Here is a 12,184-nt window from a genome sequence, read left to right as displayed (position 1 = left end):
GATGGAACAGGCCAGCTTCTTCAAGGATCGCCTGCTTCCCATCGGCACCGTCGTGCTGGCCCTTATCGTGCTCTGGTATGTCTTCGTGGTGGTGCTAAACGCGCCCTTCGAGCGGGATACGGCCGCGCGCGCCGGAACGACCATAAGCTTTTCGGAACTCCTGCCGAGAACGATGGCGCAGGAACGGCCGGTCCTGCCGGCGCCGCACCAGGTTCTCGCCGAATTGTGGGATACCACCGTCAACAAGGCGATCACCTCCAAGCGCAGTCTCGTCTATCATGCCTGGGTCACGCTTTCCGCCACGCTGATGGGCTTCGGCATGGGCGCCGTCCTCGGCATCCTGCTTGCCGTCGCCATCGTGCACAATCGGGCGATGGACCGCTCCCTGATGCCCTGGGTCATTGCCAGCCAGACGATCCCCATCCTCGCCATCGCGCCGATGATCATCGTGGTGCTGAACGCCGTAGGGATTTCCGGGCTGATGCCGAAGGCGCTGATCTCGACCTACCTATCCTTCTTCCCGGTCGTCGTCGGCATGGTGAAGGGCCTTCGCAGCCCCGAACAGATCCAGCTCGACCTGATGCACACCTACAATGCCTCGGCGTCCCAGACCTTCTGGAAGCTGCGCTGGCCCTGCTCGATGCCCTACCTCTTTACATCGCTGAAAGTCGCGATCGCCATCTCGCTGGTCGGTGCCATCGTGGGCGAACTACCGACCGGCGCCGTCGCGGGCCTGGGCGCCCGCCTGCTCGCCGGCTCGTATTATGGCCAGACGGTGCAGATCTGGGCGGCGCTGTTCATGGCGGCCGCCGTTGCAGCGCTGCTCGTCATCATCGTCGGCTTTGCGCACAGCCTTGTCCTCAAGCGCATGGGGGCCCGGGCATGAACATTTCCATCCTGATCGCCGCCATCGTCTTCTGGCTCGCCGCATGGGCGTTCAACGAGTGGCTGGTGCGGCGCAAACTCACGGGCGCGGCCGACCGGGCCGCGCGCCTCGCGGTGCCGCTGATCTTCGGCATGACCATCCTTGTGCTGTGGGAAGGCATCGTGAGAGGCTTCAACGTACCCTCCGTCCTCTTGCCGCCGCCCAGCATGATCTGGGCGCGGCTCATCAGTTCGGTGCCGACGCTTTGGGCAGACTTCCGACAGACCTTCCTGAAATCCGTTCTTGTCGGTTATGCGCTGGGCTGTGGCCTCGGCTTCCTCGTCGCCATCATCATCGACCGGTCGCCCTTCCTGCAGAAGGGTCTGCTGCCGCTCGGCAATTTCGTCTCCGCCCTGCCGGTCATCGGCGTGGCGCCCATCATGGTCATGTGGTTCGGCTTCGACTGGCAGTCGAAGGTCGCGGTCGTCGTCATCATGACGTTCTTCCCCATGCTGGTGAACACCGTCTCGGGCCTCGCCGCTACCAGCCACATGGAGCGTGACCTGATGCGGACCTACGCCGCCGAGTGGTTCCAGACGCTCGTCAAGCTGCGCCTGCCCGCCGCCTGGCCCTTCATCTTCAATGCGCTGAAGATCAACTCCACGCTGGCGCTGATCGGCGCCATCGTTGCCGAATTCTTCGGAACGCCCATCGTCGGCATGGGTTTCCGCATCTCCACGGAAGTGGGCCGCATGAATGTCGACATGGTCTGGGCCGAAATCGCGGTCGCCGCGGTGGCGGGCTCGGTCTTCTACGGGATCGTCGCGCTCATCGAGCGGGTCGTCACGTTCTGGCATCCGTCTGTCCGTGGTGGGCAGACGTAAAATAAAGAAGAAAGAGGGAACTGACATGAAAACGAAGATCGCATCGCTCCTGCTGGCAAGCGCCTTCTCGCTTGCCGCGTTCCAGACGCAGGCCGCCGACAAGGTGACGCTGCAGCTGAAATGGGTCACCCAGGCCCAGTTCGGCGGCTACTACGTCGCCAAGGACAAGGGCTTCTACGAAGAGGAAGGCCTCGACGTCGAAATCAAGCCTGGTGGACCGGACATCGCTCCAGCACAGGTCATCGCCGGCGGCGGTGCCGATGTCATCGTGGACTGGATGCCGTCTGCCCTTGCAACCCGCGAAAAGGGCGTAGCGCTCGTCAACATCGCGCAGCCGTTCAAATCATCAGGCATGATGCTCACCTGTCTGAAGGAATCCGGCGTGAAGACGCCCGAGGACTTCAAGGGCAAGACGCTTGGCGTCTGGTTCTTCGGCAACGAATACCCCTTCCTCTCCTGGATGGCACATCTGAAGATCCCGACCGAAGGCGGACCAGATGGCGTGACCGTGCTGAAGCAGGGCTTCAACGTCGATCCGCTGATCCAGAAGCAGGCTGCCTGCATCTCGACCATGACCTATAACGAGTATGGCCAGGTGCTGGACGCCGGCATCAAGCCAGAGGACCTTGTTACCTTCAAATACGAGGACCAGGGCGTCGCCACGCTGGAAGACGGGCTCTACGTTCTGGAAGACAAGCTCGCCGACCCGGCCTTCAAGGAAAAGATGGTCAAGTTCGTCCGCGCCTCCATGAAGGGCTGGAAATATGCCGAGGAACATCCCGACGAAGCCGCAGACATCGTGCTGGAAAACGACTCGACCGGCGCCCAGACCGAAGCGCACCAGAAGCGCATGATGGGCGAAGTCGCCAAGCTGACCACCGGCTCCAACGGCGCGCTCGACGAAGCCGACTACAAGCGCACCGTCGCGACCCTGCTCGGCGGCGGTTCCGATCCGGTCATTTCCAAGGAGCCGGAAGGCGCCTGGACCCATGCCGTGACGGACGAAGCGCTGAAATAACCGCCCGGCTGAACGAACGACCTGCGGGGCCTCAGGGCCCCGCACTTTTTTGAGCAGCAGGCCGGGCGCGGCAACACGCCGCCATTGCCTTGGAAAGGCCAAACACCTAGAATATTGAGGCACCATTCCGTTGCCTCTTGTATGGTTGGCCGGTGCCGATTACATAAACCGCATAGTCGGAACTGGAGAGGCCAGCGCGCCATTCGTGCCCTCCACACTGGCAGGAACAGATCCGGCGATAAACCTAGAGAAGCGCCCGGACACGAAACACGCATCATGCTTTTGGGATAGCTCTGCCTATGGCTTTTGGACACGGGAAAATGCGCTTCGTTTCTGCTGCGGTCATGATGGCGCTTGCGCAGACGCCGGTCTTTGCGGCCGATGCGGCAACCGGCGATGCCGACGGGGCCCAGCAGGTACAGAATCTGCCCGCCATTGTCGTCACCGCCGCCGAACAGCGCAACCTCATTGATCGCGTGATCGCCACGGGCACGATCCAGGCTGTCGAGGAAGTCTATGTGACGCCGCTCGTCGAGGGTCTTTCGATCCGCACGCTTGAAGCCGATGTCGGCGATCGTGTCGCGGCGGAAGGCACGCTCGCCACGCTGAACGACGATGCGCTCCTCCTGCAGAAAAGCCAGACCGAGGCTTCGCTCGCCAAGGCGCGCGCCGGGCTTGAACAGATCAGGGCGCAGCTTGTGGAAGCCAAGGCCAATGCCGACGAAGCCGTCCGGGTCCGCGACCGCGCGCAACGGCTCGTGAAGTCCGGATCCCAGTCGCAGGCCAATGCGGACCAGGCAATCGCGGCGGCTGATGCAGCGCTTGCCCGCGTCAATTCCGCCGAGCAGGCCGTTGCCGTTGCCGAGGCCGACATCAATGTCGCCCAGTCCCAGATCGACGATATCGACCTGAGACTTGCCCGCACCGCCGTCAAGTCGCCCGTCGCGGGCGTCGTTTCCGCGCGCACGGCCAAGATCGGCGCCATCGCCAGCGGCTCGGCATCGCCGCTGTTCACCGTCATCCGCGACGGCGCCATCGAACTGAAGGCCGACGTATCGGAAGACATGATCCTCAAGCTCAAGCCCGGCCTCAAGGCCAAGGTCTCGCTTGCGGGGGGAGCGGCGACACTCACCGGCACGATCCGCCTCGTCGAACCGACGCTCGACCCGCAAAGCCGCCTCGGCCGCGTGTACATCGGCTTCGACGAGCCGGACAGGGCGCGCGCCGGCATGTTTGCGAGCGCCGACATCGTCGTCGAGGAAAAGCAGGGCATTGTCCTTCCCCTCTCGGCCATTACGACGGCGGACGGCAAGACGGTGGCCCGCAAGGTGGAGAACGGCGTGGTCAGGCTGGTGCCGGTCGAAACCGGCATTCAGGACGGCCAGGGGATCGAAATCGTCAGCGGGCTTGCGGCCGGCGACGAGGTCGTGGCCAAGGCCGGTGCCTATGTTCGCGACGGCGACCGTATCAATCCGGTCAAGGGCGAGCAGGCTTCGGCCACGAAATGACGTAGGGGCTCCGCCGCAATCGGAGCCTTGAACAGGGGCAACGGGGTCGCGACCCCTCCCGGACGCGTCTGGTCTCTTATCGAGGACTTTGGGGACATGAACTTTTCAGCTTGGTCCATCCGCAATCCGATTGCGCCGCTGCTCGCCTTCGCGCTGCTGCTCTACGTCGGTATCCAGTCCTTCTATTCGCTGCCGATCACACGTTTCCCCAATATTGACGTTCCTGTTATCGCCATTTCGGTGACCCAGAGCGGGGCGGCTCCGGCGGAGCTTGAGGTCCAGGTCACCAAGGAGATCGAGGACGCCGTCGCCGGCATCGAGGGCGTCGACGACATCGTGTCGACCGTCACGGACGGCAGCTCCGTCACATCCGTTCTCTTCAAGATCGAAAAGCCGACGAACCAGGCGCTGCAGGACGTCAAGGACGCGATAGACCGCATCCGAGGCGACCTGCCGGCCTCCATCGAGGAACCCGTCGTCAGCAAGATCGACGTGGAAGGCCAGGCGATCCAGACCTTTGCTGTCTCCTCGCCCAACATGACGCTGGAAGAGCTGTCGTGGTTCGTCGACGACAAGGTCAAGCGCGCCCTTCAGGGCCAGCCAGGCATCGGCAAGATCGACCGCTTCGGCGGCGCCGACCGCGAGGTGCGCATCGATCTCAACCAGGACAAGCTCGACTCCTACGGCATTTCCGCCGCAGACGTGAACCGCCAGATCCGCAGCATGAACGCCGATGCAGGCTCCGGCCGCGGCCAGATCGCCGGCGCCGAACAGGCCATCCGCACGCTCGGCGACGCACGCTCCGTCGAAAAGCTGACCAATACGATGATCGCGCTACCGAACGGCAGGTTCGTGCGGCTGTCCGAGCTTGGCAAGATTTCCGATACCTATGAGGAGCCGCGCTCCTTCTCGCGCTTCAACGGCAATCCGGTCGTGACCTTCGCGGTCTTCCGTTCCAAGGGAGCGAGCGAGGTGACCGTCGCCGGCTCCGTCGAGAAAGCGCTTGGCGCGGTCCGCGCGCAGAATCCCGACGTTTCGATCGAGATGGTCGACGACGCCGTCTACTTCACCTACGGCAACTACGAGGCAGCACTTCACACGCTGATCGAAGGCGCATTGCTTGCGGTCGCCGTGGTGCTGCTCTTTCTGCGCAACTGGCGCGCGACGCTGATTTCCGCGGTCGCGCTGCCGCTGTCGGCAATCCCGACATTCTTCGTCATGGACATGCTGGGCTTCTCCCTGAACCTCGTGTCGTTCCTGGCGTTGACGCTCGCGACCGGTATCCTGGTGGACGATGCCATCGTGGAGGTCGAGAACATCGCGCGCCACATCCGCATGGGCAAGTCGCCCTATCGGGCGGCGATCGAGGCGGCCGACGAGATCGGGCTTGCGGTCATTGCGACGACCTTCACCATCATCGCGGTGTTCGTTCCTGTGTCGTTCATGCCGGGTATTCCGGGCCAGTACTTCATCCAGTTCGGCTTGACCGTCGCTGTTGCCGTGTTCTTCTCGCTTGCGGTTGCACGCCTGATCACGCCTGTCATGGCAGCCTATCTGATGCGCTCCAGCGATGCCGACGGGCATGGCGAGGAAAAGGAAGGCCGCTTCATGCGCGGCTATACCTGGCTCGTCAGCAAGACGACCGGCACATGGTATGCCCGCTATGCCACCCTGCTGGGCGCCTTCGCCTTCCTGATCGCATCCGTCATGCTGCTCTTCACGGTGCCGGGCAGCTTCATGCCGCCGGAAGACGCATCCCGCGTGGTGTTGTCCGTCGAACTGCCGCCGGATGCGATGCTCGACGATACCGACCGCACGACCACGCAGGTCTATGACAAGGTGAAGGATATCGACGGCGTTTCAAGCGTCTTCGTCCTCGGCGGCTCCTCGCCGAAGGGCGATCTCGAGCTGCGCCGTGCCTCTGTGACTGTTATCCTCGACAGGCTGGAGCATTCCCTCGCCTACCGGCTGGTGAATGACGTTCTCGGCGGCATTCCCGTGATCGGCCCCTACCTGCCGAAGATGGAAGCGCATGGCCGCCTGCGGCCGCAATGGGATATCGAGAAGGAAATCTTCGCCAAGCTTCGCGATATCCCGGATGTGCGCATCATCAAGCTCAACGATCGCGGCGAGCGTGACCTTGCCTTCAACCTGCTCTCCAATAACGAGGCGGACCTGAACGACACGGTCGCGGTGCTGGAAGCCAAGCTGCGTGCCGACCCGCTGCTGGCCAATGTAAGCTCCGAAGGCTCGCTGCCGCGACCGGAACTGCAGATACGCCCGCGCGACGACCAGATGGCCCGCTTCGGCATAACAACGGCGCAGATATCGGAAGTCGTGCGCGTCGCGACCATCGGCGATATCGACTCGCAGCTCAGCAAGGTCTCGCTCGACAACCGCCTCATCCCCATCCGTGTGCAGGTGGACCGCGCCTTCCGCGCCGATCTCGCCGCCATTCGCAATCTGAAGATCCAGACGGCCGGCGGCCAGTTCGTGCCGCTCTCCAGCGTCGCCGACATCGAGTACTCGGAAGGCCCGAGCGCCGTGAAGCGGCACAACCGCAACCGCGTTGTCTCGATCGGCTCCGATCTCCAGCAGGGCGTGGCGCTCGACACGGCAACCGCCCGCTTCAAGGAAATCGCCTCCGGCATCGACATGCCGTCGACAGTGCAGTTCGCCGAAAGCGGTGACGCGGAAATTCAGGCCGAGATGCAGCAATCCTTTGGCAATGCCATGCTGCTCGGCCTGCTGCTCGTGCTGATGGTGCTGATCCTGCTGTTCAAGGATGTTATTCAGCCGTTCACCATCCTTCTGTCGCTGCCGCTCGCCATCGGCGGCGTGGCGGCCGGTCTCATCCTCACGCAGAACGCGCTCTCCATGCCCGTTCTCATCGGCATTCTCATGCTGATGGGCATCGTGACCAAGAACGCCATCCTGCTGGTCGATTTTGCCATCGAGATGCGCCATGCCGGCATGGAGCGCGTGGAGGCCATGATCGAGGCCGGTCGAAAGCGCGCGCGTCCGATCGTCATGACCTCCATCGCCATGTCGGCCGGGATGCTGCCATCCGCCCTCGGCGTCGGCGAAGGCGGCGCTTTCCGCTCGCCCATGGCGATTGCGGTGATCGGCGGTATCATCGTCTCGACCGTGCTGTCGCTGGTCGTCGTGCCGTCGTTCTTCCTGATCATGGACGACGTCTCGCGCTTCCTTGGCTGGCTCTTCGGCCGCTTCGTCGGCAAGAAGGATGACGAGCTGCTGGCCATGGAGCCGCAGGCCCTGACACATCTCGCCGACCAGACGGCGCGCACCGTGACAGAGCTGGAAAAGCGCATCGAGACGCTCGAAAAGAAGAACGGCGAACGAAAGCCCTTCACTGTGGTGCACCACTCCACGCTCGCGGCAGAATAAATCGCCGGGCTCACAGATGAACGGCCGGTGCGGCATTTGTCGCGCCGGCCGTTTTACGTTGTTTGATCGAAATCAAGACGCGTATTCCCGCCCTGGACTATCGTTTCAGCTGGAAGAAAGAACGAGGCCTGCGGGAGCATGGAGTGAGATCGATGAACAGGCTGATGAAGCCCGGCGCACGGGAACGGGAAACGCTTCTCAATTCAGGTTTTCTGGCTTCGCTCGGCGTGGAGAGCGTCGCGGCGATGATGGAAATCGCTGTTATCGGCAACCTGCCCGCCCGCCAGATGCTGTTCCGGGAAGGCGAGCCCGCCGACATGCTGCATTGCGTTCTTTCCGGCTACATCCGCCTCTACAAGCTCGACCCTGACGGCCGCGAAGCCGATGTCAGCCTTTATGGCCCGGGCGACCTGATCGGCGCGAGCGTGGTGCTCGACGGCGGCCGCTATGCCGCGACGGCGCAAGCGGCCGAGCCGGCATTGCTCGCCCGCTTCGATTTAAGGCGCGTGCGCGACATCGCAAGCCGCCGCCCGGATCTCGCGCTCGCGCTTGTCAACATCGTCTCCGTGCAACTCGCCGCAAGCTTCACCAGCCTTGCCGATGACCGGCTGCACACCGCACCCCAGCGCGTGTCGCGCTATTTGCTCGACCATTGCCCCGCAGACGGCAAGGCGACGAGCTTCCGCCTGCCTTACCAGAAAAGCCTGCTCGCCGGGAAACTCGGGCTCGCGCCTGAGGCGCTATCACGCGCCTTCTCGCTTCTGCGCAATCACGGCGTCAATGTTCGTGGCCGGCTCGTCCATATCGGCGATCCCGAGGTGCTGAAGAGGGTTTAATCCAGAGCATTTCCAGCCGAAGCGGGATCACTTCGGCGTCGGACAATGCGGCAAGACAAAAGATTGAGCTTCCGGTGAACCCGTGTTCACCGGAATGCTCTAGAGACCGCCCTGCACACGCAGGAAATCGACGATGCTGTCGATCCCCTCGCCGCGCTTCATGTCGGAGAACACGAAGGGCCGCGCCGCGCGCATGCGCCCCGCATCCGCCTCCATCACATCCAGATCCGCCCCGACATAAGGCGCGAGGTCCTTCTTGTTGATGACGAGAAGGTCCGAGCGTGTGATGCCCGGCCCCCCCTTGCGCGGAATTTCCTCGCCCTGGCAGACGGAGATGACATAGATCGTCAGATCCGCGAGGTCGGGCGAGAAGGTCGCAGCAAGATTGTCGCCACCGGACTCGATGAAGACGACGTCGAGATCGGGAAAACGCCGGTTGAGGTCGGCGATGGCCTGGAGATTGATCGAGGCATCCTCGCGGATGGCGGTATGCGGGCAGCCGCCCGTCTCCACGCCCACAATGCGGTCGGACGGCAGCGCCTGCATGCGCACCAGCGCTTCCGCATCCTCCTTGGTGTAGATGTCGTTGGTCACGACGGCCACGGAATAGTGCCCGCTCATGGCCTTGCAGAGCTTCTCGGTCAGCGCCGTCTTGCCCGAACCGACGGGACCGCCGATGCCGACGCGCAGGGGACCGTTCTTCGATGTCATCGTCAATCTCCGAGAGTTTTCCGGCAGACAGACGGTAGCGCCGTCGATCCGCCCTTGTCTATCTGTGCCCGGCAGGGCTTGGCGGCCAGCCCGCTCATGAGCGGAACAGCCGCGTCGTCAGTGTTTCATGCCGCAGGCTGGCAATCTCCGCGCGGATGGTGGCGGAACCGAGATCGTCGAGCGTCGAGCCCGCCGCACGTCCGGCAAGTGCGATCACACTCGGCTCCAGCCAGGCAAGAACAGCCACGCCGTCGCGCTGTCCGATAACGCCGCAACGGATCGCCACCGAAACGAGGTTGGAGGCAACCGCGTGGAGAAAGGCAGCCAGTGCGGCCTCCGCCCCAATGCCATGTCCGCCAGCAACCGCACCCACAGCGACCGGATAAGCTGCCTCCTCACCCAGCACATCCAGAACGGGGTGCGGCCAGCCCGATGCTGCGGCCAGGAATGCACCGCCCTGCAGCATCGTTTCCCTGTGCCGCTCGGCTGAGCCCGCAAGCGCCTCGGCAAACGCCGCGACCGCCTTCAAGTCCTCTTCCGCATCGACGCTGCGATGCGCCTCGGCAAACAGCACGGCATCATTCCAGAGATTGCCGTGGCTAAGCAGGCTAGACAGCCAGTCCCGAAGCGTCGCGGCGTCGCGCACATCGCCATCGCTCACCACTTGCTCAAGGCCGCCGGAATAGGAAAAGGCGCCGACGGGGAAGGCCGGCGACAGCCAGGTCATCAGCCGGACGAGTGCTGCGGCGTCAGTCATGGCCGTGGTGGTGATGCCCGTGGCCGGAACCGTGATAGGCACCGCGCAGCGGGTGAAACGGCTCCGAGACCTCCTCAACCGTCGCGCCAAGCCCAACCAGCATGTCGCGGATCACATGGTCGCGCAGGATGAGAATGCGCTCCTTCTCGATTTGCGCCGGCAGATGGCGATTGCCGAGATGCCAGGCGAGCTCGACGAGGTGAAGCGGCCCCTTCGGCGTAACCGCGTAGAGAAGCTCCTCAGCCGCAACCACCTCGATCGTTTCGCCGCTTTCCGTCCAAAGCAGGTCGCCATGGGAAAGCTGGACCGGTTCGCGCAGATCGACCATCACGACGTCATCGTGCTGCATGTGCAGGAGCTTGCGGCGAATATGACGCTGGTCGTGCGGGAGAATGACGACATCGATGGGTGCCTGGTCGACGGCGGTCCCCTGCGGCAGTATGTGGATGGAGCGGTAGGGCATATGAAACTTTCGGGCAGAAGAAGGTGTCAAAACAGGAAATAGCGCTGCGCCATCGGCAGCACGGTTGCGGGTTCGCAGGTCAGCAGTTCGCCGTCTGCACGCACCTCGTAGGTTTCCGGATCGACCTCGATATGCGGCGTCAGGTCGTTGAGGATCATCGAGGCCTTTGAGATGTTGCGCGTGTTACGGACCGGCAGAAGCTGCTTGGCAACGCCGAGGCGCTCGCGAAGGCCGAGATCGATGGACGCCTGCGAGACGAAGGTGACGGAGGAATTCGTGCGCATCTTGCCGTAGGCGCCGAACATCGGGCGGTAATGCACCGGCTGGGGCGTCGGGATCGATGCGTTCGGATCTCCCATCGGCGCCATGGCGATGACGCCGCCGAGAAGGACCATGTCGGGCTTCACGCCGAAGAAGGCCGGGTTCCACAGCACGAGGTCGGCACGCTTGCCCACTTCGATCGAGCCGATTTCATGGCTCAAGCCCTGCGCGATGGCCGGATTGATCGTGTATTTGGCGATGTAGCGGCGGATGCGCAGGTTGTCGTTGTCACCGGTTTCGCCGGCGAGGCGGCCGCGCTGGCGCTTCATCTTGTCAGCCGTCTGCCAGGTCCGGATGGCGACCTCGCCGACACGGCCCATTGCCTGACTGTCGGAAGAGATGACGGAGAAGGCGCCGATATCGTGAAGGATGTCCTCCGCCGCGATGGTCTCCTTGCGGATACGGCTTTCGGCAAACGCAATGTCCTCGGGGATCGACGGCGACAGATGATGGCAGACCATCAGCATGTCGAGATGCTCGGAAATGGTGTTGACGGTGTAGGGCCGGGTGGGATTGGTGGAGGACGGAATGACGTTGGCGTGGCCGCAGACCTTGATGATGTCGGGCGCGTGACCACCGCCGGCCCCTTCCGTGTGGAACGCGTGAATGGTTCGCCCGCCGATCGCTGCGACCGTATCCTCCACGAAACCGCTTTCATTGAGCGTGTCGGTGTGGATCATCACCTGCACATCGTACTCGTCGGCCACGGAAAGGCAGCAGTCGATGGCCGCCGGCGTCGTGCCCCAGTCCTCGTGCAGCTTGAGCGCCGAAGCGCCCGCGCGGATCATCTCCTCGATGGGCGCGGCCACCGAGGCGTTGCCCTTGCCTGCCAGCGCGAGGTTCATCGGAAAGGCATCGAAGCTCTCGATCATGCGCTCGATGTGCCACGCGCCCGTGCAGGTGGTGGCGAGCGTGCCGTGGGCAGGCCCCGTGCCGCCGCCCAACATCGTCGTGACACCGCTCGCCAGCGCGTGCTCGATCTGCTGCGGGCAGATGTAGTGGATATGCGCATCCATCGTCCCGGCGGTGAGGATCTTGCCCTCCCCCGCGATCACCTCCGTCGACGGACCGACAATGATGGTCACGCCCGGCTGCGTATCGGGATTGCCCGCCTTGCCGATGCCGGCGATGCGGCCGTTGCTGAGGCCGATATCAGCCTTGAAGATGCCGCTGTGGTCGATGACCAGCGCATTGGTGATGACGGTATCGACCGCACCCTCGCCGCGCGTCGCCTGACTCTGGCCCATGCCGTCGCGAATGACCTTGCCGCCGCCGAATTTCACCTCGTCGCCGTAGCTCGTGAAGTCCCGCTCCACCTCGGCGAAGAGTTCGGTATCGGCAAGGCGAACCTTGTCGCCGGTGGTGGGGCCGAACATGCGGGCATAGGCAGCGCGGGACATGGTGTAGGACATG

The 12,184-nt window shown here is 63.5% G+C and carries 10 protein-coding genes; 6 read left to right on the top strand and 4 right to left on the bottom strand.

Annotation, left to right across the window (positions count from 1 at the left end; genetic code table 11):
* Nucleotide 1: 1 nt before the first annotated feature.
* From MNR02_RS04065 to MNR02_RS04040, 6 genes are all read left to right on the top strand, one after another.
* Nucleotides 2-886 carry an ABC transporter permease gene (locus MNR02_RS04065; protein ID WP_241948173.1) on the top strand — a complete coding sequence of 295 codons (885 nt, stop codon included), beginning with the start codon at nt 2-4 and terminating at the stop codon, nt 884-886.
* Nucleotides 883-1,749, top strand: a complete 867-nt coding sequence (locus MNR02_RS04060) for an ABC transporter permease (RefSeq protein WP_241948172.1) — start codon at nt 883-885, stop codon at nt 1,747-1,749. Before MNR02_RS04065 ends, MNR02_RS04060 begins: the two co-directional genes overlap by 4 nt.
* 25 nt (nt 1,750-1,774) lie before the next feature.
* Nucleotides 1,775-2,767 (top strand): ABC transporter substrate-binding protein, encoded by a 993-nt coding sequence (locus tag MNR02_RS04055; protein WP_241948171.1) that lies wholly within the window; start codon nt 1,775-1,777, stop codon nt 2,765-2,767.
* Between the two features lie 344 nt (nt 2,768-3,111).
* Nucleotides 3,112-4,275 (top strand): efflux RND transporter periplasmic adaptor subunit, encoded by a 1,164-nt coding sequence (locus MNR02_RS04050; protein ID WP_371746730.1) that lies wholly within the window; start codon nt 3,112-3,114, stop codon nt 4,273-4,275.
* Between the two features lie 96 nt (nt 4,276-4,371).
* Nucleotides 4,372-7,683, top strand: a complete 3,312-nt coding sequence (locus MNR02_RS04045; protein WP_241948169.1) for an efflux RND transporter permease subunit — start codon at nt 4,372-4,374, stop codon at nt 7,681-7,683.
* 152 nt (nt 7,684-7,835) lie between these two features.
* Nucleotides 7,836-8,519: a Crp/Fnr family transcriptional regulator gene (locus MNR02_RS04040; protein ID WP_241948168.1), complete on the top strand. Its 684-nt coding sequence runs from the start codon at nt 7,836-7,838 to the stop codon at nt 8,517-8,519.
* Between the two features lie 99 nt (nt 8,520-8,618).
* Here MNR02_RS04040 and ureG read toward each other — a convergent pair whose 3' ends face one another.
* From ureG to ureC, 4 genes are all read right to left on the bottom strand, one after another.
* Nucleotides 8,619-9,230: an urease accessory protein UreG gene (ureG, locus tag MNR02_RS04035; RefSeq protein WP_241602355.1), complete on the bottom strand. Its 612-nt coding sequence runs from the start codon at nt 9,228-9,230 to the stop codon at nt 8,619-8,621.
* A gap of 94 nt (nt 9,231-9,324) precedes the next feature.
* The gene (locus MNR02_RS04030; RefSeq protein ID WP_241948167.1) at nt 9,325-9,987 is read right to left on the bottom strand and encodes an urease accessory protein UreF; all 663 of its coding nucleotides are present in this window, start codon (nt 9,985-9,987) and stop codon (nt 9,325-9,327) included.
* Nucleotides 9,980-10,450 (bottom strand): urease accessory protein UreE, encoded by a 471-nt coding sequence (gene ureE / locus MNR02_RS04025; protein ID WP_241948166.1) that lies wholly within the window; start codon nt 10,448-10,450, stop codon nt 9,980-9,982. The genes MNR02_RS04030 and ureE overlap by 8 nt, the downstream gene beginning before the upstream one ends.
* Before the next feature lie 26 nt (nt 10,451-10,476).
* The gene (ureC, locus tag MNR02_RS04020) at nt 10,477-12,183 is read right to left on the bottom strand and encodes an urease subunit alpha (protein WP_241602333.1); all 1,707 of its coding nucleotides are present in this window, start codon (nt 12,181-12,183) and stop codon (nt 10,477-10,479) included.
* Between the last annotated feature and the right edge of the window lies 1 nt (nt 12,184).

Source organism: Shinella sp. H4-D48 (assembly GCF_022637395.1).
GTDB classification, from domain to species: Bacteria; Pseudomonadota; Alphaproteobacteria; order Rhizobiales; family Rhizobiaceae; genus Shinella; species Shinella sedimenti.
This window is presented reverse-complemented; position numbering and strand designations above follow the sequence as displayed.